Origin of the sequence: uncultured Alteromonas sp., assembly GCF_963976965.1 — a bacterium.
Lineage (GTDB): Bacteria > Pseudomonadota > Gammaproteobacteria > Enterobacterales > Alteromonadaceae > Alteromonas > Alteromonas naphthalenivorans.
In genome coordinates, this window is the sequence record NZ_CAXBMP010000029.1 from 22,048 (window position 1) to 47,691 (window position 25,644).

General features: G+C 45.2%; 20 protein-coding genes. 15 read left to right on the forward strand and 5 right to left on the reverse strand.

Going from position 1 to position 25,644, the window contains the following annotated elements:
• Position 1: 1 nt before the first annotated feature.
• The 13 genes from AAC006_RS17430 (at position 2) to tldD (ending at position 14,080) form a co-directional block, all read left to right on the forward strand.
• Positions 2-505, forward strand: a complete 504-nt coding sequence (locus AAC006_RS17430; protein WP_013785860.1) for a type II secretion system protein — start codon at positions 2-4, stop codon at positions 503-505.
• Positions 506-519: 14 nt separating this feature from the next.
• Positions 520-1,077 (forward strand): prepilin-type N-terminal cleavage/methylation domain-containing protein, encoded by a 558-nt coding sequence (locus tag AAC006_RS17435; RefSeq protein WP_208806127.1) that lies wholly within the window; start codon positions 520-522, stop codon positions 1,075-1,077.
• Positions 1,067-1,609, forward strand: coding sequence for a prepilin-type N-terminal cleavage/methylation domain-containing protein (locus AAC006_RS17440; RefSeq protein WP_126872559.1), 543 nt, complete (start codon positions 1,067-1,069; stop codon positions 1,607-1,609). Before AAC006_RS17435 ends, AAC006_RS17440 begins: the two co-directional genes overlap by 11 nt.
• Positions 1,609-2,472: a prepilin-type N-terminal cleavage/methylation domain-containing protein gene (locus tag AAC006_RS17445; RefSeq protein ID WP_126872558.1), complete on the forward strand. Its 864-nt coding sequence runs from the start codon at positions 1,609-1,611 to the stop codon at positions 2,470-2,472. Before AAC006_RS17440 ends, AAC006_RS17445 begins: the two co-directional genes overlap by 1 nt.
• Positions 2,462-3,004, forward strand: coding sequence for a hypothetical protein (locus AAC006_RS17450; protein ID WP_339892030.1), 543 nt, complete (start codon positions 2,462-2,464; stop codon positions 3,002-3,004). The genes AAC006_RS17445 and AAC006_RS17450 overlap by 11 nt, the downstream gene beginning before the upstream one ends.
• 270 nt (positions 3,005-3,274) lie before the next feature.
• Positions 3,275-4,318 carry a rod shape-determining protein gene (locus AAC006_RS17455; protein ID WP_013785855.1) on the forward strand — a complete coding sequence of 348 codons (1,044 nt, stop codon included), beginning with the start codon at positions 3,275-3,277 and terminating at the stop codon, positions 4,316-4,318.
• Positions 4,319-4,355: 37 nt separating this feature from the next.
• Positions 4,356-5,273, forward strand: a complete 918-nt coding sequence (gene mreC, locus AAC006_RS17460) for a rod shape-determining protein MreC (protein ID WP_013785854.1) — start codon at positions 4,356-4,358, stop codon at positions 5,271-5,273.
• Positions 5,266-5,742: a rod shape-determining protein MreD gene (gene mreD / locus AAC006_RS17465; protein ID WP_041453083.1), complete on the forward strand. Its 477-nt coding sequence runs from the start codon at positions 5,266-5,268 to the stop codon at positions 5,740-5,742. The genes mreC and mreD overlap by 8 nt, the downstream gene beginning before the upstream one ends.
• 17 nt (positions 5,743-5,759) lie before the next feature.
• Entirely contained in the window at positions 5,760-6,347 is a 588-nt protein-coding gene (locus AAC006_RS17470; RefSeq protein ID WP_126872556.1) for a Maf family protein, read from the forward strand.
• The gene (gene rng, locus AAC006_RS17475; RefSeq protein WP_013785851.1) at positions 6,347-7,813 is read left to right on the forward strand and encodes a ribonuclease G; all 1,467 of its coding nucleotides are present in this window, start codon (positions 6,347-6,349) and stop codon (positions 7,811-7,813) included. The genes AAC006_RS17470 and rng overlap by 1 nt, the downstream gene beginning before the upstream one ends.
• Positions 7,814-7,838: 25 nt before the next feature.
• Positions 7,839-11,834, forward strand: coding sequence for a YhdP family protein (locus AAC006_RS17480; RefSeq protein ID WP_339892033.1), 3,996 nt, complete (start codon positions 7,839-7,841; stop codon positions 11,832-11,834).
• Complete coding sequence (locus tag AAC006_RS17485) at positions 11,827-12,645, forward strand: carbon-nitrogen hydrolase family protein (protein WP_013785849.1); 819 nt, start codon at positions 11,827-11,829, stop codon at positions 12,643-12,645. The genes AAC006_RS17480 and AAC006_RS17485 overlap by 8 nt, the downstream gene beginning before the upstream one ends.
• Positions 12,638-14,080, forward strand: a complete 1,443-nt coding sequence (tldD, locus tag AAC006_RS17490) for a metalloprotease TldD (protein WP_126872555.1) — start codon at positions 12,638-12,640, stop codon at positions 14,078-14,080. The genes AAC006_RS17485 and tldD overlap by 8 nt, the downstream gene beginning before the upstream one ends.
• A 119-nt stretch (positions 14,081-14,199) precedes the next feature.
• On the opposite strand, the gene AAC006_RS17495 is transcribed toward tldD, so the two are convergent.
• On the reverse strand, positions 14,200-16,626 hold the full coding sequence (locus tag AAC006_RS17495; RefSeq protein WP_339892035.1) for an Ig-like domain-containing protein: 2,427 nt from the start codon (positions 16,624-16,626) through the stop codon (positions 14,200-14,202).
• A gap of 18 nt (positions 16,627-16,644) precedes the next feature.
• On the reverse strand, positions 16,645-17,190 hold the full coding sequence (gene yjgA, locus AAC006_RS17500) for a ribosome biogenesis factor YjgA (protein ID WP_057794562.1): 546 nt from the start codon (positions 17,188-17,190) through the stop codon (positions 16,645-16,647).
• A gap of 72 nt (positions 17,191-17,262) precedes the next feature.
• Between yjgA and pmbA the strand changes: the two genes are divergently transcribed.
• Positions 17,263-18,594, forward strand: a complete 1,332-nt coding sequence (gene pmbA / locus AAC006_RS17505) for a metalloprotease PmbA (RefSeq protein ID WP_129735835.1) — start codon at positions 17,263-17,265, stop codon at positions 18,592-18,594.
• Positions 18,595-18,660: 66 nt separating this feature from the next.
• On the opposite strand, the gene AAC006_RS17510 is transcribed toward pmbA, so the two are convergent.
• Positions 18,661-19,638: an AraC family transcriptional regulator gene (locus AAC006_RS17510; RefSeq protein WP_288389618.1), complete on the reverse strand. Its 978-nt coding sequence runs from the start codon at positions 19,636-19,638 to the stop codon at positions 18,661-18,663.
• A gap of 155 nt (positions 19,639-19,793) precedes the next feature.
• Between AAC006_RS17510 and AAC006_RS17515 the strand changes: the two genes are divergently transcribed.
• A complete protein-coding gene (locus tag AAC006_RS17515) occupies positions 19,794-22,943 on the forward strand; it encodes a beta-galactosidase (protein WP_339892039.1) in 3,150 nt (1,049 codons plus the stop codon).
• A gap of 151 nt (positions 22,944-23,094) precedes the next feature.
• Here AAC006_RS17515 and arcA read toward each other — a convergent pair whose 3' ends face one another.
• Positions 23,095-23,802 carry a two-component system response regulator ArcA gene (arcA, locus tag AAC006_RS17520; protein WP_013785842.1) on the reverse strand — a complete coding sequence of 236 codons (708 nt, stop codon included), beginning with the start codon at positions 23,800-23,802 and terminating at the stop codon, positions 23,095-23,097.
• Between the two features lie 155 nt (positions 23,803-23,957).
• Positions 23,958-25,613 (reverse strand): ATP-binding protein, encoded by a 1,656-nt coding sequence (locus AAC006_RS17525; RefSeq protein WP_126872549.1) that lies wholly within the window; start codon positions 25,611-25,613, stop codon positions 23,958-23,960.
• Between the last annotated feature and the right edge of the window lie 31 nt (positions 25,614-25,644).

The window sequence follows — 25,644 nt, forward strand, 5'->3', positions numbered from 1 at the left end:
TATGCAGCAACGCGGTTTTACCCTTATTGAGCTAGTCATAGTTATCGTAATTCTTGGTATTTTAGCGGTTACCGCTGCGCCTCGGTTTGTAGGTTTCCAAACTGATGCTCGCATTGCCACATTAGAAGGAGTGGAAGGCGCACTGATTAGTGCTTCGGAAGCTATTCATGCAAAAGCAATTATTGCTGGCGCGACTGCATCGTCAAATACGACCATCAACGTAAATGGCACTGATATCAATGTTCGTTATGGTTACCCGTACAGCACATACTTCGATGACAATAACAATACCACCACTGTGCAGCTAGATTCATACATGAACCTAGATATTCGTGCAGTAAACACTACCGCAGACCAAGGTACTACAGATTGGTATGTGAGTGCTAACGGTACTTGGGCTCGCATTTACCCCGACGGTTTTGAAGGTGCTAACTGCTATGTTGAGTACAGAAATGCGGCAGCGGGTGGTTCTCCTACTATCACATTGACTTCGACTGCTTGTTAAATATTACCTAGCACATGGCCAGGCATTTCGTTCCTGGCCAGCGTCAGGCCCGAGGCGCTGGCTTTACGCTCCTTGAGCTTATTATTGTCATCGTCGTTATTGGTATTATAGGCGTGGTCGCTTCTGCGCGAATACAAGATGATACCGGCTACACAGAATACTCCCTTCAAATACGTTTTCTCTCTACCTTACGAAATATTCAAAGCAAAGCCATGCAAGATAACCGCGCAGGCTATTGTTATCGCACTATTGTGAGTTCGTCTGGTGACGGTGCTTACGGCCCTACTGTTGTTAACTACGGGAGTGCAAATCAATCAGCCAGCTGTGGCGCAAGTATTGCCGCCAACGCGCCCACATTTTTAGCGGCGCGGGGTGATGAAATTGGTGCTAAAGGGGTATCTATCACCTTTTCAGAAGGTGTTGCTTCGCCTTCTTATATTGACTTCGATTACCTTGGTCGGCCAATAACCGCCACCGGCAGTTGTGCATCAGATATTTGCAGAGTGACCTTTGTGGGAACAGCAACAGTTGGTGTCTGTATTGAAGCTCAGGGGCTTATTTATGCGTGCTGAGCGAGGTTTTACACTACTTGAGATCGTGATTGGGTTAGTGGTGACCAGTATTGTCATGCTTATTGTTACCGATTTACTTGGCGCGCAAGCGCAACAAAGCGTGGCGCCTGTAACGCAAGCCCGCGCTAATATTTTAGCCCAAGGATTACAACGAGAAATACTGAGTAAGGCATTTGACGAAAATAGCAGTGGGCATAACGCCGGTGAACGATGTAGCGACACTATTAACTGTACGACTAGCGCAAACTTGGGGCCTGATAGTGGAGAAAATCGTTCTACCTTTGATGATGTGGATGATTACCACGGCTACAGCGTTATTAGAAACAGTGCGGGTCAAACCATCACGCAAGGTGGGCAAAGTTTATATCAAGGTTACCAGCTCAACGTAGTAGTGTTTTATGATGATAACCTTGACGGTATTGATGATGCTGGCGTGGGTAGCTATACGGGCAACACCAAATTGGTTCGCGTGTCTGTACTTACCCCTAACGATAAAACCATAGTCTTTAGCGGTTATCGGTGGAATTACTGATGGCAAATAGCACACCAATGAACAAGGCTCGAGGCTTTACGTTAGTAGAGCTTGTCATCGTCCTGGTGGTTATGGGGGTGATAGCCACAGGGATCGCAAAAGTGGTTACCAGTAGCATGTCTGTATTTGTTGGTGTTAGTGAAAGAGAGCAGCTTGTTGCCCAAACGTCTTTTGCCATAAATCGTATGGCTCGTGAACTACAAAACGCCGTGCCTGCCAGTGTGAGAGTAAGGGGATCATCGTCTCAACACTGCCTACAATTCGTTCCCGCTGATGTGGTAACAGGTTACAGTGATATCTCTGTTCAGCCAGCCACTGAAAATACTATCGATATATTATTTCCTGCGGATGCCCTTGATAATACTCAGCCCTTTACCGCTAGTGCATCTGTGATTGTTGCACCACCTAGTGTATTAGATGTCTATAACGCCGCTAATGATTACCGCCAACCTATAGTAAGTTGTACCGATGACGGCGATGGCGACTGTGCAACGAGAGACAGCACTGACGATACCCTCGAGATTACGGTAAGTGATGCCTTTGCAGAAGCCTCACTAGCTAACCGTGCTTATATTGCCTCAAAAGCGGTGAGCTTTTGCTTAAGAGGTTCGGTACTTCACCGGATTGAGTCTGGGTTTACCACATCGCAGCCTTTGGCTTTGGCAAGTAGCCCGAGGCTTGGGGTGGACTTCATTAATGTTTTATCTGCCTCACCTGCTAGCGGTACCTCAAACGATGACCCTTTTCAGGTTCGTAGTGTGAACGGTGGGGTTAATAATATGGTGATGTTGCGCCTACGAGCCCAAAAAGGCGATGAAGTATTAAGTCTGACGACTGAGGTGGCAATTGAAAATGAGCCGTGAACCTTTATCCCAACAATATCTAGTACATAAAGCGCTTTCAAGAACTGATAGAAATAGAGTAGAGAAAACACATCCTAGTACGGCAACGTTAGGCCGTTCGTTCTTTACTGCCTCGCTAAAACATCAGCGAGGAAGTATGTTGGTCATGGCGTTGTTTATTATGATAGTGCTGGCTCTGTTAGGGTTAACCCTAGCCTCGTCACTCTCTTCTACGGGCAACAAAGTCGCTGCGGATAATCTAGGTTTTCGCGCTCAGCTGGCAACACAAGCGGGCATGGAGCATATAAAGGCCACTGCAAACCCTGCAGGTGCCACCCCATTATCTTGTAATGGCACCATTAATAGCCCCGCTTCGTTTGGCCAAGTAAGAGGCTTTGAAGGGTGTGCTTACCAAGCCAGTTGTCAAACAAGCACTACGATTATTGCAGGCGTAAACTATTATTTCTATCGTTTTGCCTCTACCGCCCAATGCACCGCTAGTGAGTTAATTTCAGCGCATACACAGACCGATTCAATGATGATTGAACAATAAATATTATATTAATGTGAAACTTCCGGTTCAAATGCTTGTCTACTCTTACTGGTTTAAAAATAGCCACTTAACAAGAAGTTGGTTGGAAGTGAGTAGAAGGCGCAGTGGGTTTCCACTTAATCGCCACCTAATTGTTTAAAAAATGGTTCTCTGCTTGCCCAAATATGCCCCCATTGTTAAAGTGTGCGGATAAACATCGACTTCACGTTAAAGCGCTGTCATCTCACCCTTGCTAACACGCGATAACACAGAAACAGGAATACACTTTTCATGTTTAAAAAGCTTCGAGGCATGTTCTCTAATGATCTGTCCATCGACCTCGGAACAGCTAACACGCTGATTTACGTTAAAGACCAAGGTATTGTACTCAACGAACCCTCTGTAGTGGCTATTCGCCAAGAGCGTGCTGCTGGACCTAAAAGCGTTGCCGCTGTAGGTGCAGAAGCCAAACGAATGCTAGGTAGAACGCCTGGTAACATTCGCGCTATCCGCCCTATGAAAGACGGCGTTATTGCCGACTTTTATGTAACAGAGAAAATGCTTCAGCACTTTATTAAACAAGTGCATGACAACAATTTCCTTCGCCCTAGCCCTCGTGTTTTAGTTTGCGTTCCATGTGGCTCTACCCAAGTAGAGCGCCGAGCCATTAAAGAGTCTGCGCTAGGTGCAGGTGCACGTGAAGTGTATTTGATTGATGAACCTATGGCCGCCGCTATTGGTGCAGGCTTACCTGTATCAGAAGCAACCGGCTCAATGGTGGTCGATATTGGTGGTGGTACAACCGAAGTGGCTATCATTTCACTAAACGGTGTTGTGTACTCGTCATCGGTACGTATCGGCGGTGATAAGTTCGACGAAGCTATCATTAACTATGTACGCCGTAACTTTGGTTCACTTATTGGTGAAGCAACGGCCGAGCGCATCAAGCATGAAATTGGTGCAGCTTACCCAGGTGAAGAAGTTCGTGAAATTGAAGTACGTGGTCGTAACCTTGCTGAAGGTGTACCTCGTGGCTTCACATTGAACTCCAATGAAATCTTAGAAGCCTTGCAAGAGCCGCTTACTGGTATTGTTTCTGCGGTTATGGTTGCCCTTGAGCAATCTCCACCAGAACTCGCGTCTGATATTTCAGAACGCGGCATGGTACTTACCGGCGGTGGCGCATTACTGAAAGATTTAGATCGTTTGCTAATGGAAGAAACGGGCATTCCAGTAGTTATTGCAGATGATCCGCTAACTTGTGTAGCGCGTGGCGGTGGTAAGGCATTCGATATGATTGACCTACACGGTGGCGACCTGTTTAGCTATGAGTAAACAGGAAAGGCAGCCTTAAGGTTGCCTTCTTTGTATTATGGATACTATTTTTACTCGCGGTCCCTCACTGAATAATAGATTAGCGCTGGCAATTGTTTTGTCAGCGTTACTTATTTTTGTGGATCACAAAGTAGAAGGGTTTAAATCGACTCGGGTCTATTTAAATTCATTCATGAGCCCCCTTCAATATTTAGCCAATTTACCTCGGCTAATGCTAAGCGAAAGCGCCCAGCGCTTGACCTCACATGAAGATCTTCTCGAAGAAAACGACAAGCTCACGAATCAACTGTTGCTCATGAGTGAGAAGCTCCAGCGGTTTGATGCCTTGTCTCAAGAAAATAAACAATTAAGACATTTGCTGGATGCACCTGTACGTAACGACTTACGTAAAATGGTGGCCGAGCTGATGGCGGTTGATAAAAATCCTTATAGCCAGCAGGTGGTCATCAACAAAGGCGCCATTGATGGAGTTTATTTATCTCAGCCCATTATTGATGAAAAAGGCATAGTGGGGCAGGTTATGGAAGTGGGCACTACCAATAGCCGCGTACTTTTACTGGCTGATGTGACTCATGCTATTCCTGTCCGCTCTCAGCGTAATGATATCCGCTTTATTGCTACTGGCAGCGGCGCGCTAAACGAGCTGTATTTAGAGCATGTTCCCCACAGCGTTGATATTAAAGCGGGAGATGTATTGATTTCCTCCGGCTTAGGAAAAATTTTCCCCGAAGGCTATCCCGTAGGTACAGTGAAAGAAGTACGACGGGATGAAAGTCGTCCATTTTCTATTGTAACCGTAACGCCTATGGCTAAATTAGACAGGTTAAAGTATTTGTTACTCTTGTGGTCTGATGAAGGCAAACCTATCGACAGTAATGTGGATAGTGAAAGTGAAGCGGATAAAGAAGATGAAAGCAACACGGTAAGCAAGGAGGAGGCTGAAGATGATTCGTAAGCGTCATTCGGTTATCGTCACTACGCTTTTGATTGCGCTAGTTCTTCAAATTGTGCCATTGCCTATTCAGGTTGATTTATACCGTCCTGATTGGGTTTTGATTGTGCTTGCGTACTGGAGCATGGCGCTTCCCCACAGAGTGAATGTGGGCGTGGCCTTCTTAACCGGTGTGGCGGTTGACATACTAGTCGGCACTACCTTGGGCATCCACAGTTTAAGCTTAAGCATTTCAATCTATATTTTAGCCGCGAACTATCAGCGGCTTCGAAATTACTCGGTATGGCAACAAGCTATTGTTATAGGATTGCTTTCTTCGCTGTACCACTTGCTAACATTCTGGGTACAGCACTTACTTACTGATATCTATTTCCAATTGGATTACTTGTGGCCCGTGCTTACCTCTATGCTGTTATGGCCTTGGGTATTTTGGCTACTTCGTAAAACCCGTCGTCAGTTTTCCATTAGTTAAAGTGTGAGGCTTTTATCGTGAATTACTCAGTGGTTTTAGCCTCTGCTTCCCCTCGTCGTACCATGCTGTTAGATCAGATGGGCATTGCCCATTCAGTAAAGCCAGTGGATATTGATGAATCAGCCCTTGCTAATGAAACGCCTGAAGCCCAGGTAGCTCGACTCGCTGAGCAAAAAGCGAAAACAGCACTTGCACGGTTACACGATGAAGATGCACTTAATGAAAATACGCGTGTATTAGCGTCTGATACGCTTATTGCCTTTAACGGGGTTAGTTTAGGTAAGCCTGAAGATAAAGAAGACGCTAGACGTATTCTTTCAATGCTATCGAACAACGAGCATGAAGTACTGACGGCCATTAGTGTGGCGTCTACCACCAAGCAAGTAACACAAACTATTACCACCAAGGTAACTTTTGCCGCATTGACGAACGATGAAATTGACGCATACTGGGACACAGGTGAACCTGCAGATAAAGCAGGCAGTTACGCCATTCAAGGTATTGGCGGTCAATTTGTAAAAGCAATAAATGGCAGTGCTAGCGCAGTGGTTGGATTGCCTTTGTATGAAACAAGGCAGTTACTTAGAGAATTTGGAGTCGTGTAGTGAGTGCAGAGCTACTAATCAATGTTACACCGTCAGAGTCTCGTGTTGTTCTCATTGAAAATGGGATATTGCAGGAAATTCACGTAGAGCGTCATACTAAGCGTGGCTTAGTGGGCAATATCTATCGCGGTAAAGTGAGTCGGGTACTTCCTGGAATGCAAGCCGCATTTGTGGATATTGGCCTTGAAAAAGCCGCTTTTCTTCATGCCTCGGATATTGTTATTCATAATGAAATAGCAGAGGAAGTATCTGCCAGTCACATTCAAAAACAAGACATTCGTGAGCTTGTTCGAGATGGTCAAGATATTGTTGTGCAAGTAGTGAAAGATCCTATTGGCACCAAAGGCGCCCGCCTTACTACCGATATTACTATTCCTAGTCGCTATTTGGTGTTTATGCCAAGTGTTACCCATGTTGGCGTATCTCAGCGTATTGAAGAAGAAGCCGAGCGAGAGCGTTTAAAAACGCTGGTGCAGGAATTCTGCGATGAAAACGGTGGTTTTATTTTACGTACCGCAGCTGAAGGGGTAGGTAAAGCCGAATTACAGCAAGATGCTGCCTTTTTACGCCGACTGTGGGACAAAATTCAATCGCGGATGAAAAAGCGTAAGTCTAATGTGTTGTATGAAGATTTACCGCTGGCGCGCCGTGTGCTTCGTGATTTTGTCGGCACCGAGTTAGACAGAATTCGAATAGACTCTAAGTTGTCTTTTCAGGAGCTGTTCCAGTTCACGAAAGAATACGTGCCCGAAATGAACGGCAAGTTGGAATATTACACGGGCGACAGGCCCATATTCGACTTGCACGATGTTGAAAATGAAACCCAACGAGCACTTGAACGTAGGGTCGATTTGAAATCAGGCGGCTATTTGATTATCGATCAAACCGAAGCCATGACCACCATTGATATAAATACCGGCGCATTTGTTGGGCACCGTAACCTAGAAGAAACTATCTTTAATACTAACACCGAGGCAACACAAGCCATTGCTAGGCAGCTTCGGTTACGTAATTTAGGCGGTATGATCTTAATCGACTTTATCGATATGATTGAACCAGACCACAAAAGACGTGTCTTACATAGTCTAGAAGTGGCGACAAGTAAGGACAGGGCCAAGATTAATATTCACGGGTTTACGTCGCTAGGGCTCATAGAAATGACCCGCAAGCGCACCCGTGAAAGTATTGAGCACATACTGTGTGGCGAATGCCCCGTATGTAAGGGCCGAGGTACGGTGAAAACCGTTGAAACCATCTGCTTTGAAATTATGCGTGAAATCGTTCGGGTAAACCGCGCATATGATGCCGATAAATTTGTTGTTTATGCTTCCCCAAAAGTGGTTGAAGCATTAATGGGCGAAGAATCGCATATGCTTGCAGAGCTGGAAGTGTTTGTATCGAAGCAAATTAAAGTACAAACCGAAACCTTGTACAACCAGGATAAGTACGACGTCGTCATGATGTAATGCATTAACTATACGAAGGCGAAGTGTGACAAATTTAACGTCGGTAGCAGCCTATTTAGTTAAAAAAATATGGTTGCTGCTTGCCATCCTGCTTGTTCTATTCGCGCTGTTAATCAGCGCCGCTCGCTATGCGCTGCCGCATATTGAACACAACAAGCATCTGCTGGAAGACTATATCAGCCAGCGCTATGGCGTAAATCTTACTATTAACAGCGTGCATGCAGTATGGCAACGCGCTGGGCCGAGTATTGTCTTAAATTCGGTCTCCATGGCGCAAAGTGATGCGTCTCCTGTCGGACTCAATATTCGTCAAGTCTATGTTGAATTAGATTTTTGGCAGTCTTTGAGACGACAAATGATCTCATCTACGCGTTTTGAACTTCGCGGCCTTAAGCTCGATGTTGATGCCGATAGGTTCGAGCGTGCAGGCGATAACAACTTTCCTGTTGTTGATGCATTAAAAAGCTTATTTCTAGAACAACTTCAAAGCTTCTCTCTTGAAGAAGGGGAAGTGCTCCTCTCTAAAAATGGCGAGACTCAATCTTTCATCATCGACCAGTTAACCTGGAACAACAGCGGTAAACGTCACCAAGGCTTAGGGCAAATGAAGGTGGCCGATGTATCGTCGAATTCTGCTTCTTTCATTATTGATGTGACTGGCAACAAAGATGCCTTTGAAGGGGTGTTTTATGCCCGCGCTGAAGATTTAGATATTTCACCCTGGGTGAGCGACTTAATCAAAACCAAACGTCCGCTGACTGAAAGCCGAGCAAATTTTGAAATATGGGCCGATGTACAAAGTAATGGCATTACGGGTGTTCAAGCCCAGTTTGAAGAAAGTTTATTGGAATGGGGCGGAGAAGAATACTCAACGCTAGTCACAGGTATTCGTGGTGGCAGCATTGAAGCTGTACCTACCCAAGATGGGTGGAGCGTTAGGGTAGATCAATTGGTAGTAGATTCTGGCCACGAGACCATTGAAGCTGACTTCGTAGGTAAAGTAACAAATGCAGGTGACGCCGTCGTCAGCATTGTAAAACCGGTTCAGATAAATCCATTCTTGATGCTTTTACCCTTGTTTATGGATGACACCAGCGAAGAGGAAATTCGTGCGTTAAATCCTACTGGGCAACTTGCCACGTTGGAACTTCAATTCAGACATCGCCAACCGGAATTAACCGCTAAAATACTTGATTTGTCGTGGGAGCAAGCCGGCAAAACCCCAGGTCTTACCTCGCTAGATGCCGACATTTATTGGTATAAAGATTCTGGCGCTGTTTACTTAAAAAGTGAAAACAGTACCTTATCTGCTGACAATATTATTAAGCAAAATCTGGATATCAATGCCTTCAACGCCAACCTGTACTTTCATACCCTAGCGGTAGGTGACGAAAAGCAATGGGTGATGACGGGTAAAGAGCTCGTGTTCGACAGTGAACAGTTAGTGTTAGAGCCCGCATTTCGTGCCAATTTAACCACGGGCAACCTAGACATATTTGCCAATATTGAGCCTCTGGCGTTAAACGCCGTAAATAACTTCTTTCCTGCCTCGTTAATGGGCGTGAATACCGATAAATTTCTTACCCGTGCCTTCGCTGGCGAAGGTAGCATAAGCAAAGCGCAAGTATTGTGGCACGGTAATCCTAAAAACTATCCGTTTAACGACAACAGCGGCATTTTTCAAGCTTATGTCGATATTGAAGATAGCGACTTTGTGTTTTCATCAAAATGGCCTGCTTTAAATGAACTTGATTTGTCGGTACGTTTTGAAAATGCCGGCTTAGTCATGGAAAGTGACAAAGGAACGTTAGCAGGTATAGATGTGGCGGCTATGTCGGCAGAAATTCCACGTCTACACCCATCTTCAATGTTAACGATTAAAGCAGACGGTTCTGGAACAGGGGAAAAGTTAACCTCGTTAATGAAACAGTCTTCAATTGCCAGCTCGCTAGGCAAAGTGCTCGATAAAGATGTGCAAGTTTCAGGACCATTATCCGCAAGCTTAACATTAGATATACCGCTTAAAGGCAAAGATATACGTGTTCGAGGCGAAGCTCAGTTAAACAACAATGATGTGTATATTACTAGCACACGTATGCAGTTCGATGATGCTAACGGAACGCTTACCTTCGACAACGCAGAAATTGACGCTAACGGGTTAACTGCGAGTTTATTGGGCCAGCCTGTGGAAATGTCAATCCAGGGGCGTCAGAACGATAGCTACGACGTTAATGTGAACCTTAAAGGGTTATGGCATGTTCACCCGCTAGTGAAGTATGTGAAAACCGACCTTATTGATTACCTAGACGGTGAAACCCATTGGCAGGCCGATGTTAATTTGAGCTTATCTAATAGTGACTTTTCCTATAATGCCCAAATTAACGCCGATTTAACGGCAACCCAAAGCTTGTTGCCAGCGCCGTTTGCAACTGTTCAAGGCACCAGTCTGCCACTACAAATTAACAGTGAGGGTAATCTACAAGCGTCCAATATAGAGGCAAGGCTCGGTGACAACATTCATTTCGACGGCGTATTGCCCCATAAAGAAATGCAATTTTCTCGAGCACTCCTTTCCCTGGGCGACGCAAATGTGGGTGATAGAGGCACCGGATTTAGTATTGCTGCAAACCTAGAGCAGGCCGACATTGTTGAATGGTTCACTACTTTGCAGACGCTGATTATGCCGAGCAAAATGGACGATGCTAGTGCGAGCTTAACCGCTAATACAAGCACCAGTGGCATAACAAATAAGAATACCAATAGCGATACGTTATCCACACAAAACCGTGCCCAAAAGCAAAACATCTTCGGGGTGCCATCACGCATATTTGTGACTGCAGATACCTTAACAGGGTGGGGGCACTCACTGAATAACGTGTCTTTAACCGCTCGAGAACAAGACAAAGATTGGCTGCTACAGGTGGATGCGGCAAAAGCGCGAGCAACTATTAGGGTGAATAACGATATTAATAACCAAGGTATCGATATTAATGCTGATTACTTAGTACTGGATAAACCTGCGACTGAAACTGAATTAAACGAGACACCGGTAGAAGAAATCGAAATTGCTAAGCAGCAAGCTGAAGTCGTGGAGGTTGACCCGCTAGATGTACCACCTATCTACTTTTATTGCAATGTGTGTAGTGTTCATGGTCTCGATTTAGGCGAAGTCACCCTTGATGTAGCGAAAACAGACCAAGGATTGCAAATAAGACAATTACTCACGCGCTCTTCCAGTGCCGATGTAACTGCAACCGGATACTGGCAGCATGAAAACGGCGACATCACCACCCGTTTAAACGGCACGCTTTCTTCCCCTGATGTAGGCCAAATGTTAAAGCAACGAGGAATAACGTCGGGTATTAAAGACTCTGAAGCCGATGTTAAATTTGATTTGGGTTGGCCTTCCGCTCCATTCGACTTTTCGTTAGACAAACTAAGTGGTGACGTAGATTGGGCCCTCACTGATGGTTATCTCACTGAGGTCAGTGATAAAGGGTCGCGCATATTCACATTATTCAGCCTAAACTCATTAGTACGTAAGTTAAGCCTAGATTTTAGAGATGTATTTGCCACGGGTTTCTTCTACGACAAAATGGGTGGAAGCCTACAAATTGCGGACGGTACCGCCTTTACCGACGATACTGAAATAGACGGCGGTGCAGGTGAGATTGAAATTAAAGGGTATACCAATTTAAATACCGGTGGCCTTAATTACAATATAACCTTTGCCCCTAATGTAACGGGCAACTTGCCCTTTTTAGTGTACTTTTTAGCTACGCCTCCAACCGCATTGGCTGCGCTGGCGTTAGATCAAGTGTTAACATCTGCTAAAGTTATCTCGAACGTGAACTATAAGGTTTCTGGTACCATTACTAATCCGCAGTTCGAAGAAGTAGAACGACATAGTAAAGATATAAGCTTACCGGCGAATGTGTCGCCAGAAAGCACTTCGCCATTAGATCGGCCGCTTACCGAAGATGATTTACGCAGAGTAAAAATGGAGGTTATCGATGGTTAATCTAGTTGCAGTTCAAATGACATCTACACCCAGTGTAGAAGACAATTTGAATCATGTAGAGCAGGCGCTTGCCAACGAACAAGTCCCAAAAGACAGCTTGGTGGTATTGCCAGAATGCTTTGCCTGTTTTGGTACCAAAGATGGCGAGCTACTCAATGCCGCCGAAGTCAAAGATGAAGGGCTGATTCAGCAACGTTTATCGGCGCTAGCCAAAGCCCATGAGTGCTACATTGTTTCGGGCACATTTCCTATGGCTACCAATGATGCGTCAAAGTTTTCAGCAGCGTGTTTATTGTTTGGCCCAGACGGCACAGTATTGGCCGACTATCGTAAAATTCACCTTTTTGATGTGTCGGTTGATGACAATACGGGCAGCTACAAAGAATCTAAGTTTACAAACCCAGGCAGTGAAGTTGTTACGGTAAAAACCCCAATTGGCAACATTGGGCTAGCGGTATGTTATGATGTGCGCTTTCCAGGCTTGTTTACCGCCATGGGGGATATCGATATTTTAGTGTTGCCTGCTGCCTTTACGCAAAGAACAGGTGAAGCGCACTGGCACACGTTAGTGAAAGCGCGAGCCATTGAGAAACAATGCTATGTAGTAGCCGCTAATCAAACCGGTGAGCACCAAAATGGCCGTGAAACCTTTGGTCACAGCCTAGTGGTTTCGCCGTGGGGTGAAACCTTGAGCGAGCTACCTCAAAATATTGGTGTCATTCAAACCAGTGTTAATATTGAAACGCGACAAGCCATTAAACAAAATATGCCGGTTGCCGAACATAACCGATTCAGGAGTCACTTTGTCTAAATCTGTTGAACGCCATTTACTGTCTGACTCTGGACTAGATGTAGCGTCGCTAGAAAAAGCCCTTTCGGGTATCCATCGTCACGATACCGATTATGCTGATCTTTATTTTCAGTCGAGCCAACACGAAAGTTGGGTGCTCGAAGATGGCATTATAAAAGAAGGTAGCTATAACATTGAACGTGGTGTTGGCGTTCGCGCCATCAGCGGTGAAAAAACCGGTTTCGCCTATTCAGATGAAATCAGCGAAGATGCCTTGGTAAAGGCGTGCAACGCTGCGCGCAGTATTGCCCCGGATGGCGGTTCGCAAAAAGTATCATCGTTAGGGCGTAGCGACTATCAAGCGCGCTACGGTGAGAAAAACCCTATTCTCGCCATGCAAGATGCAGAGAAAATCTCTTTGCTAAAAGCCGTGGACGCGTATGTTAGGCAGCAAGAGCCATCAGCCAATCAGGTTGTAGTGAGCATTAGTGGTGTATACGAAGAAATTTTAGTGGCTGCCAGTGATGGTACATTTGCCACCGATATCCGCCCCTTGGTTCGCCTTAATTGTTCTGTGTTGCTTGAAGACGGTGATCGTCGTGAGCGTGGCAGCGCGGGTGCTGGCGGTAGATACGCCTATTCCTTTTTCGAGTCAGATAAAGACGGTCGCCCCTACTATGAGCAATTAGCTGACGACGCCTTGCATATGGCCCGGGTTAATATGCAAGCGGTGGCATCACCAGCGGGTGCTATGCCGGTAGTATTGGGTAATGGCTGGCCTGGTGTATTGTTACACGAAGCGGTGGGTCATGGTCTTGAAGGCGACTTTAACCGTAAAGGTGCATCTACCTTTAGCGGGAAGATTGGTCAGCGAGTAGCTGCAAAGGGTGTAACAGTAGTAGACGATGGCACATTAGCTGATCGTCGTGGTTCGTTGTCGGTAGATGACGAAGGTACACCAACACAGCACAATGTACTTATTGAAGATGGCATTCTTAAAGGCTACATGCAAGATAAGCATAACGCTAAGCTAATGGGTGTTGCGCCAACTGGAAACGGTCGTCGCGAGTCTTATGCGCATTTACCTATGCCGCGCATGACCAATACCTACATGCTAGAAGGGCAGTACGATCCGAAAGAGATTATCGCCTCTATCGAAAAAGGTATTTACGCGCCTAACTTTGCGGGTGGGCAGGTTGATATCACATCAGGTAAATTCGTATTTTCTAGTGCAGAAGCATATCTCATTGAGAATGGTAAAATTACCGCACCAGTTAAAGGCGCTACTTTGATTGGAAATGGCCCTGAAGTTATGCAGAAGATTTCCATGATTGGCAACGATGTGGCATTAGACAACGGCGTTGGCGTGTGTGGTAAAGACGGCCAAAGCGTGCCTGTTGGCGTAGGCCAACCTACATTGAAAATAGACGAGCTTACTGTGGGCGGAACGGCGTAAATTACGCGTTACGCTAGTGTGAGAATTCGAAAAAGGCGCCGGTTGGCGCCTTTTTTTATTGCAATATTTATGACTGTCTATATACGGTCAGTGCAGCATGTTAGCTGCGAAAGAGCCTTCTATTCTAAAGTGACTACCATATCAAGACTGGTAGTAACACCACTGGGAGAGGTCACTAGCGCACTTACAATCGCACTGGTGCTGGCTTCCGACTCATCTAATAGATTAGTCAGTACGAAGGATAGTTGTCTGTTACCTGCCGCGTTGGTAGAAGGGACTGTGGCTTCAAGTGAACCTGAAATACCTCCTTCAGAGCTTGTAATGCTAATTTCGGTATCTTCCGCTAATGGCTGATTGGCGGTATCTGAATACGCTAACGATAGCAACGCATTGCTTCCTCTTGGGATACTCAACACAGGCGTTAACCCAGGCGGATTAGTATTGTTCGCTAGTTCATCGGTACTGCTGTTAAACGTGAGTAATGCAGATGACGATGACATAATAATCACCATGGCACGCCTCACATGCAGCGCGCTATTTCCGCAGCTTGTGGCATCGCATTGCGGGCCATCAAATAGTCCATTGGCCAGGGTAAAGTCACCTGAACTGTCGTAATCGAAAAAGGGCTCTGTGGCGTCATAGCTACCGTTTTCGTTATCGTCTCTCCATGCTTCAGGGTAATCGATAAAGCCGGTGGTATCAGGAAGCAAAATGGAAAGTCCGTTACCCGTGCTGCCGGTAATGGCGCCGCCATCAGCATCGTCGTATAGGTTATTGCCATTAGCATCTATTAAGGTTTCATGGCCTACCGCTGTCACCATTACCGTAATTCGGTGATCGGCGACTCTTGGCTCGGCACTTGTCCAAGTCACACTGCAACTGCCGCTTTGGGTGGTACAGCTTGGTTCAATTAACCCGCCTTCGGTGGTGAAGTTTAGCGTGGTGCCGTCTGGCACTGGATTGTTAAAAGCATCAGCCGCGCTAGCGGTAATGGTCAGTTCGTTGCCATTAATGGTGTGCGCTTCAGGGTTCAAACTCGATGGCGACAAACTAATACTGTTTTGATCTGGCAACCCAGTGTTCACGCTAAGCAAGTCAGACTGAGACTGAATGCTAGTATCATCAATTTCAGTAACAGCAGTAACGCGAACGGCAGTAGGTACGCTACCTGCTGTCACAAAAGTGCTGACTTGGCCTTCAGAGTTAGTCAGTGCAGTGTCAGGGGAAAGCGCCAGGCCACCAATATTACTGTTTAAGCTAAACGCCACTTCTTGTTGAGCAAGCGGGTTACCCAGCGCACTATTAACTTGAAAAGTTACTCTTGATACTGAGCTTGCATCTTGACCGCCCGTACCACTGATTACAATCGATGACGGAGACGCATCGATAAAGGCGATGCTACCTGCGGTTTCAGGCAGAATTTCTATAGAGCGGGACACACTTAACGTACTGCTATTGATAGTAACCGTTGCACTTATTTCGTCGTCGAAGCCGGTATTTCCCGCGCAGCTGTTGTCTTGAAATGTAGAGCGGGCTTGTCCGCTTGCGGTAAATACGGTTTCATCAATATCGGCACTATCGTTCGCCACACAAACAGAGCTAAAGGTAACGGGAATGCTGGTGGCATAAGTTTCGCCTTCAGAATTAACCAGTGCTACGTTAATACCCAGGGTTGCGCCAGCGGCAATGACAACGTCTTCGTCCGTGGTGTAACCGTCTACCCCTAATAAACCAGCGACAAATTCGCCGTTATCAAACGTACCAATTTGAATAACCTCATCGGTTACCGCAGAAGACTGAATTTCATAATTGAGTGTAGCGGTTAGGGTTTGCTCATTATAAACGTATGACACAGTGGCGGTGCCAGCACCTAGGTCATCGTCGGTAGGGAGTAACTGACTATTGGCAAGGCCGTCACTAGTAGTTAGCGCATCATCTATGCTTACCGAGCCGCGAGATACCTGGAAGCTAACAATGGCATCTGTAATTGGGGTGTCATCGATATTTATCAGCGACGCGCTAAGGGTGCCCGTTTCATCAGCGGTAATTCTACTGACTTGATTGCCTGCACTGTCACTTAAGGTGAGCAAAAGGGTGGGTAAAAATACGGTATCGGTGTCGGCAATTAAAAACTCAATATTTGCTTCTGACGAGGTGCTGTCGTATGTAGCGGTTATCGTGCTAGCACCAGCGATAGCGCTATCTGAGTCTAAATACACACTGGCTTCACCGTTACTGTCAGTGAGCTTATCGCTAACAGAGAGTGTGCCTATACCGCTTGTGAAACTGACTATTTCCCCGGCTAACACCGTACCATCTTCGGTAATGGTCGCAGTAATGCAGGCAGTATCACCAATATTGAAACTAGCCTGATTAACCGTATTACAGTCTGCGTCGCCTATCTCAAGTGAGAGTGCTACAACTGGGGAGGTGGTACTATCGTCGCCATCCGCACTGCCAAAGGGGTCGTCGCCGTTTGCCCCCGAGGTACCGTTACATCCCGACAATACCCAAACGAAAGCACATGCCGCTAAAAGCCGCCCCATATACCTCTCCTTATGTTGCTACTCTTTTTGAGTAACGTCTTTTAAATATTGGAATAACTCCCTGTAAGCTTTAGGAGGAGCATTCTTTTCTTGCTCTTTTTTCACTTGGCGATGGAACTGCCTTAATTTTTGTCTATCTAGCTCAGGGTATTGTTCAATAAGCCCCTGAATGGCATCGTCACCACGAGTGATCACATCTTCGCGAGCACGTTCTAATTCATGGAACGCAGCGTTATTTGCTTGATGTTGATGGGTTATTTTAGCCAAGGCGACTTCAATAGGGGAATTATCCCTTTGTCTAAGTAGCTTACCAATGAACTGAAGTTGCCTTCTGTAACCGTCTTTTTTCTTATTGATGACACGTGCAATATCTAGCGCATCTTTCAATTCTTCATCAAGCGGAATGGTGGCGTAGTGGGCAGGGGTAAGGTTTACTACGGTTTGCCCTAGCTTTTGTAAGTCTTTAGATTGGCGCTTTAGTTCGCTTTTACTAATGAGCTCTTCTTCTGGCTCGGCGCTTTCTAACTTAGATTGTTGTCGTGATTTAGATTTCTGATCGCTCATTTCAAACTCATAAGTGTTACACTTTAGCTAAATTGTAACTATCACAGTCGGATTTAGACAGCGAAACTTACTATGCAAATTGAGCAACAGTTATCAGAAATTCAGAATGTCGTCGATGATGTACTGAAATTAGCCCTAAAAAATGGGGCAACCCAAGCAGAAGCAAGCATGTCAAAAGTGGAAGGTATTGCGGTATCTTCACGTATGCAAGAAGTTGAAAACGTAGAGTTTACTAACGATGGCGGCTTGGGCATTAGTGTTTACGTAGGTAAGCGAAAAGGCAGCGCATCAACGGCTGACTTAAGCAAAGAAGCCCTTACCCGGGCCGTGGAAAAAGCCGTAGATATTGCGAAGTACACCAGTGAAGATCCTTGTACTGGTCTTGCCGATGCTGAACTTATGGCCACAGAATTCCCCGATTTAGATTTATATCACCCGCAAGAGCTTGATACCGAGAAAGCCATTGCCACCACGATTGAAGCGGAATCTGCGGCATTAGGTTACGACCCTCGCATTACAAATTCAGACGGTGCATCGTATAACGCTAACCTTGGTATGCGTGTTTACGGTAATACCCACGGTATTAATGCTGGGTATCCAAGTAGCCGTTACAGCTTAAGCTGTATGGTAATTGGTTCGCAAGACGGTGATATGCAGCGCGATTACGCGTACACAGTAGACCGTCAAGCGCCTTTGTTGCAATCTGCAGTATCTATTGGGCAAGAAGCGGCAAAAGCCACTGTAGAGCGTTTGGGGGCTCGTAAGATTAATACGGCTCAGGTGCCTATTCTGTTGCACAAAGACATAGCGTCTAGTTTATTCGGGCATTATGTGGGGGCTATTAGCGGTGGTAGTTTGTATCGTCGTTCATCGTTTTTGTTAGATAGTTTAGGTAAACAAATTTTTCCTGAATGGCTAAACATTGAAGAACGCCCATTTATAAAGTCGGGATTAGCGAGTTCTAGCTTCGACAATGAAGGCGTTGCTTGTAAAGACATGACAATAGTTGATGGTGGAAAGCTTTCTACTTATCTTTACACCACCTATTCGGCTCGTAAGCTAAACACTCAAACCAATGGTCACGCAGGTGGCATACACAACTGGTTAGTGGGCGACACAGGTCATAGCGACAGCGACTTGCTAAAAGAAATGGGCACTGGCTTATACGTTACCGAGCTTATGGGGCAGGGCGTGAACACAGTGACCGGCGACTATTCTCGCGGTGCAGCTGGGTTCTGGGTAGAAAATGGTGTTATTCAATACCCAGTCCATGAAGTCACCATTGCAGGCTGCTTACAAGATATGTTCGCAGGCATTGTAGCAATAGGTAAAGACAAAGATTTGCGCGGTAGTGTGCATACCGGTTCTATTCTTATTAATCAGATGAAAATAGCAGGAAGCTAGTTTCTCTGTTTCGATTTAAGTCGTTCAAACCCTCTCGGTTTATCTAGCGCGTTTGAACGAACTTGCTTAATGTAAAGACTGCCGCTGGCGAAATTCGCTGGGCGGCATCCCTTGTGACTTTTTAAACCGCTTCGAAAACGTAAACACATTGCTGTAGCCCACATAGTTGGCAATATAAGCAATGGGCCATTGCGTGCTTATCAGTAAATTTTTAGCCCTTACCATGCGCAGATAAATAACATGCTGCATGGGGCTTCGACCAAACTGTGCAAGGCATAGCCTATGTAGGTGAGGGGCCGAGTAGTGTACTTTGTCTACCAAGGCGTCTATATCCCAATTGAACTGCAATTGCTTTTCTACCGCAGCAAATAGGGCCGATAATCGTACTTGATGCGTGCTTTTCACCGGGGTGGCAATATGCTGCAAATATTGCTGAATAATGGGAATAACCGCCTGTCGATGCTGGCTGTTGGTTTCTAAATACAGTAATTCCATCGCGTGATGCAGCCCTGACAATTCAATGTTGTGTTGAACAGGGTGTTCTACATCAAAAAAATGCTGCCATCGAGGGCAGTCAGATAAATTAAGCCAAATAATGTCCCACTGCTCTTGCTCCGCACGCGGCGCTGGCTCTGAACTTTGCTCTATTTGAGCTTGCGGCGCTTTCTCAGCGTTAACTCTATCTTGTACTTCACTGGCTTCGTTTTTCGTTACTTCAGTTGCATCCGGCGTTGCGCTGGTTTCATCAAATTGATCAATTTGTACTTCAAAACTTTGGTGCGCTGGCAAAATAATCACACTTGAAGCTGGTAGAGCGTACTCGCCAGACGGGGTGAGTATTTTACCGCTGCCTTTTAATGAATAAAAAATAGTGTGGTTAGGAGGGGTAACTCTGCCTACTTGATAAGTACCCGATAAATTCGAGCAACCCGCCAACTCAATGTCTAGCGCTTTAATTTCTGGCGCATTTGTACTGTCTATAAAGCGTTCAAGGCAGTGTGGCCCAATATTCACGATATCGCGAAAGGTTCTCTGCGCATACATATCTTGGGAGCCAGAAGAAGCTAAGCTAGTAGGTTGCATAATTGTAAAATGAGAGTTTTGGATAAATTAAAGAGAGAAACAAGCATAAAGGATTGCGCGTGTTTCCGCTATATTTCACCTGTTATTAAAAAACCTTATCGTAAAAGGAGCCAGTAATGGCAAATGTTGCTCAAGTTGTTGCGCAAAAAGATTGGCAAAACCCTGTCGTATTTCAAAGAAATCGCGTGAATGGACATAGTCCATTAAACGGTTTTTTAACTCAAGAAGATGCTAAACATAACGCTAATGCGCAAAAACAAAGTTTGAATGGCGAGTGGGATTTTAGATTATATCCCCAACCTGAGGCCGTTACAGAAGACTTATTGAGCGAGGTATTGTCTGACGCACTGCCTGAATCTGCAAACTGGCAGCCTATTGTCGTGCCTTCAAACTGGCAAATGCAGGGGTTTGATAAGCCTATTTACTGCAATGTTAAATATCCTTTTCCGGTAAACCCGCCAGAAGTACCTAGCGATAACCCCACAGGCTGCTACCGCAAAACGTTTACGGTAAGCGAAGAAACAGTACAGCTGCGTAATCATATTGTGTTTGAAGGGGTTAATAGTGCCTTTCATCTATGGTGCAATGGCGAATATGTGGGGTATTCGCAAGATAGCCGTTTACCGGCCGAATTTAATTTAACGCCTTTTTTAAAGGTGGGTGAAAATCGCTTAGCGGTAATGGTTATTCGCTGGTCTGATGGAAGCTATTTAGAAGATCAAGACATGTGGTGGTTAAGCGGTATATTCCGCGATGTGGTATTGGTAACGAAACCTCAGCATCATATTCAAGATGTATTTGCCACACCAAAACTAGATGCGTGTTATCGGGACGGCAGCTTAGAAGTGCGTACCGCGATTAATGCACCAGTAAGCTATACCGTGGGCATTCAGTTGTTTGATGGTGAAACCGCCGTTACCGAACAAGCAGTGTCAGGCACCAACAACCGCCGTATAGATGAGAAAGGCGGGTGGGATGATGTGATTTTTCAATCGCTAGCGGTTACAGAACCAAAGAAATGGACGGCCGAGACTCCTTATTTGTATCGCCTAGTTGTCACTTTGTTTAACGACGCAGGTGAGGTGGTTGTTGCCGAAGGCTACAACATAGGTTTTCGTCAGGTAGATATGCTTGATGGCCAGTTGTGCGTGAACGGAAAGCCTATTCTTATTCGTGGTGTAAATAGACACGAGCATCATGAAAGCAAAGGTCATGCGGTAAATGAAGCCGACATGATTGAAGATATTAAGCTTTTAAAGCAAAACAACTTCAATGCGGTACGCACCGCCCACTATCCCAATCATCCGCGTTGGTACGAACTGTGTGATGAATATGGATTGTACTTAGTAGATGAAGCCAATATTGAAACCCACGGTATGTTCCCGATGGGGCGTTTATCGAGAGATGCGGTGTGGGCAGGAGCTTATTTAGCCCGTTATACGCAAATGGTAGAGCGGGACAAAAACCACGCGTCTATTATTATTTGGTCATTAGGTAATGAATGTGGTCATGGACCAAACCAAGATGCTATGTACGGTTGGTCTAAAGCCTTTGACCCTTCACGACCTGTGCAATACGAAGGCGGTGGTGCGAATACTACCGCAACCGATATTATCGCGCCTATGTATGCCCGGGTAGATACCGATGTACTTGATGATGCCGTACCTAAATGGGCGATTAAAAAATGGTTATCACTACCTGGTGAAACCCGCCCTGTTATTTTGTGTGAGTACGCTCATGCCATGGGGAACAGTTTAGGAAGCTTTGCGGACTACTGGCAGGCATTTAAAGACTATCCACGTTTGCAAGGTGGCTTCATTTGGGATTGGGTCGATCAAGGCTTAGTGAAGCATACAGACAGCGGTGAGGCCTATTGGGCCTACGGAGGCGACTTTGATGATACCGATAACGACCGTCAGTTCTGTATTAATGGTTTGCTGTTTCCTGATCGCACGCCGCACCCTGCTTTATTTGAAGCGAAATACTGCCAACAGCATTTAGCATTCACGCTTAAATCTTTACAGAACGAACAAGCTGGCAGTTATCAGTTAACCATCGCAAGCGACTATGTATTCCGCTCAACCGATAACGAAGCTCTGCAATGGCAATGGCTTAAAAACGGCGAGTGCGTTGCCAACGGCACTGAAACGTTAAGTATTAGCCCCCAGTCGTCACAAACACTTGTGATAACCCCTAAAATAGAGTTTGTGCCTGATGCGACGTACCACCTTAATATTGATGTGGTGCTTAAAAATGATTGTGACTGGGCGAATGCTGGGCATGTATTAGATACAGAGCAGTTCGAGATTGCCAATACCGCAGGTTTATCTGTATTGACATCAGCAAGCGCTACCAATGCTGAAAATAAAGGCGAGAACAAAGCTCAAGATAGAGTCACGGTAGAGCGCAGCGAATCTAACGTGAATATCCAAGTCGCGAATACTAGTTTTGCTATTAATGCTAACACTGGGTTACTTACTTCTTGGTTAGCCAATGGCGAAGAGCAGCTTAGTGCACCACTTGAAGATAACTTCTTCAGGGCACCGTTAGATAATGATATTGGCGTAAGTGAAGTGGATAACCCCGATCCAAATGCATGGGAGTCGCGCTGGCGCCGCGCAGGAATAGGCCAGTGGCAACGCAGCTGTGCAGGTGTAGATGTGATTGAAAGCACACAAGATGTGCGTGTTACGGCACTGTTTAACTACCATCACAACAATGCGCTAGTCGCTGCTACAAGTTGGTGTTACCGCGTAGATGCAACAGGTACATTAGCATTAGATGTTCAGGTTAAGTTAGCCGATACGTTGCCACCTATGCCGCGTATCGGTTTACAGTGGGCAGTACCTCATTCAAGTCAGTCTGAAGCTAATATTCAGTGGAAGGGGTTAGGGCCATTTGAAAATTATCCCGACCGACTAGCAGCAGCAAGGTTTGGTAGTTACAGTGAAAGTATTGCAAGTATGCATACACCTTACATCTTTCCTACCGACAATGGGCTTCGTAGTGATTGTCGAGAGCTTAGTATTAACGCTGTAAAAGTAGCGGGTGATTTTCACTTTGCTGTAAGCCCGTACGGGCAAAAGCAGCTTGATGAAGCTAAGCACACCTGCGACTTAACTACTGCCGACAGTACTTACGTGTACATCGACCATGCTCACATGGGGGTAGGCGGCGATGACTCGTGGAGCCCAAGTACGCACAAAGCCTTTTTGTTAGAGAAAAAAGCCTATCGGTATTTTTTATCTTTTACTGCATGCTCATAAGAGCATCGCACGCTAGCTAAGCTTAAGTGCGTTCAAAACTTACATTATCGATCTTGGACGTAAAAAAGCCGCTCTATTGAGCGGCTTTTTGGTATTTAATCAGGCTATTACTTACAACGGTAATTACCGTTGGTGTCTCTACTTGGGCTAATTAGCCGTCGACAGAGCCACAGAAGCGGTAACCTTCACCGTGAATGGTTACAATCAATTCTTCATCAGAAGGATCTGATTCGAAGTGCTTACGAATACGGCGGATAGTTACATCTACTGTACGGTCGTTAGGGCGAAGTTCACGACCTGTCATTTCCATAATTAGCTGTTCACGGGTAAGAATTTTACCTGGGTTGCTAAGGAATAAATGTAGTGCACGGAATTCACTGCGTGGTAAACGGAACTCTTTACCTGTTGGTGAAATAAGTGAACGGCTGTCGCCATCCAAAATCCAGCCATTGAAGTTTACACGGCTTGGTAAATCATCGTCTTCTGCAGAGTTTGTGGTGCGAGATAATAAGTTACGCGCACGAATAGTCAGTTCACGAGGATTGAAAGGCTTGGTTAGATAGTCATCTGCGCCAATTTCCAGACCTAAGATACGATCAACGTCGTTATCACGGCCAGTAAGGAAAATAAGACCTACATTTTTACGATCACGTACTTCACGCGCCAAAATTAGGCCATTTTTACCTGGCAGGTTAATATCCATAATAACCAAATTAATTGCGTGATTTTCAAAGAAGTCATGCATTTGATCACCATTTTCAGCTTCAAATACATTGTACCCTTCTGCTTCGAATAAACTCTTTAGCGTGGTACGTGTGACCACTTCATCTTCAACAATTAACACATTTGGCGTCTGCATGGTGTTTTACACTCTTTATAAAATCGGTTTAAGCAATTACTGATTAAATTTTAATATTCGTTTACTTATATGCAAGTTACTATCGAATATTACTAAATTCAAGGTATTGGGGTTAGCCAACAAATTTCAAGCAAAGTTCAATAGTTATACAGGTATTATGACGTTTTCGCACTGGAAACAGGAAAAACAATAACAAATTCTACACCACTACCAACTTCACTGGTAATTGAGATAGAGCCATTGAGCGCTTGAGTGACTAAATTGTACACTAAGTGCATGCCTAATCCAGACCCCCCTTGTCCACGTTTTGTGGTTACGAAAGGGTCGAAAATACGTTTACGAATATCTGATGGGATCCCGATGCCGTTATCCCGATACACTAACTTTAGCTTGTTTGTTGTAATTAATTCAGCACAGATATCAATCTGGCCTTTTTCTATGTTCTCAAACCCATGAATAACCGAATTCATAATAAGGTTAATAATGATTTGATTAATAGGACCAGCCTTCGTTTCAACGCATAAGGTAGGGTCGCAATCTACGTTGATGTTGTGTTGTAATTTTTTTAAGCGAGGCTGTAACGACAGTAGTATCTCATTAACTAGCTGTGCAAAGCAAAAAGTTCGGCTACTTTCGCTCGATTGATCCACTGCAACCTGTTTAAAACTGGAAATTAGCTCGGCTGCGCGGTTCAAATTGCGATAAATGATGTTTAAATTTTCATGACTTTCATCCATGAAGCGTTTCATGGCACTGGCTTTTAAGGTTTTGTTCTCAAAATCCCTTTCAATAACCGCAAGTCGGTCGAGCATCATCGTAGAGGCTGTAACCCCTAAACCGATGGGGGTGTTAACTTCGTGGGCAACCCCGGCAACCATGTCACCCAACGACGCCATTTTTTCATTTTGTACAATTTGACGTTGAAATTCATGTAGCTTTTCAAGCGTTTGAATTAATTCTTGGTTCGCGTCTTTCAATGCATTAGTGCGTTGGCTTACCATTTCTTCTAAGCTGGCATTCAGCTTTCTGTGCTGCTCTTCAGCCTGACGCTGTTTGTGCATGTATTCTTGTATGCGAGATAGCATAATATTCACATCATCAGACAGCACGTCTATTTCTTTAATATTCGACGGTTCTGCGCGTGCTGAATAGTCCCGCTGCCTAGAAGTGCGTTGTAAGAAAAAAGAAAGCTTTTCAATAGGCGCGGTGGCACGGCGCTGAAAACGCAATGCTAGCAAAAAGCTGAATACGAGTAAGAAAAGCATAATCCCAAGGTTAACCAGAACCGTTTTAATAACGTGCTGGCTAAACCCGTCTGCAGACATGCGAAGATAAACCCATCCCAAAACTTCATTGGTCTCTTGGTCAAAAATTTCCCGACTACTTTCTAGATAATCATTATCTTCAGTAAGTAAGGGAGTTTGATCTAGATTGACTAGCTGTTTTTGCTTTCCAGGAATAAGTAACTGGCCGCCTTTGTTGTATGAAGCAAAACGTTCAACGGCGCTTAAGGTGTTAGAGTCATCCGGTAAGGTTTTATAGATATGAACGTTTAACACTTTGTCAGCAGCATCTAAGAATTGCAAAGACTCTTCCACCAATGCTTGGCTAGAATTTCTTAGCGGGCTGGCAACCGCATTGGCGGTCATCTTAGATAGTAGATTCGCGCGGTTATCCAATTCGTATCGATAAGCATTTATTTGGGTGTAGATGGACAAACCGGAGGTACTTACCAGCGAAATTGCGGCGATGGTCATTACCACCCACAAAAATAAACTTCGTATAGAAAGTTTTATAGCCCGATCTGTCATGCTGATTATCAGATTTTCTAATTCAATGAAC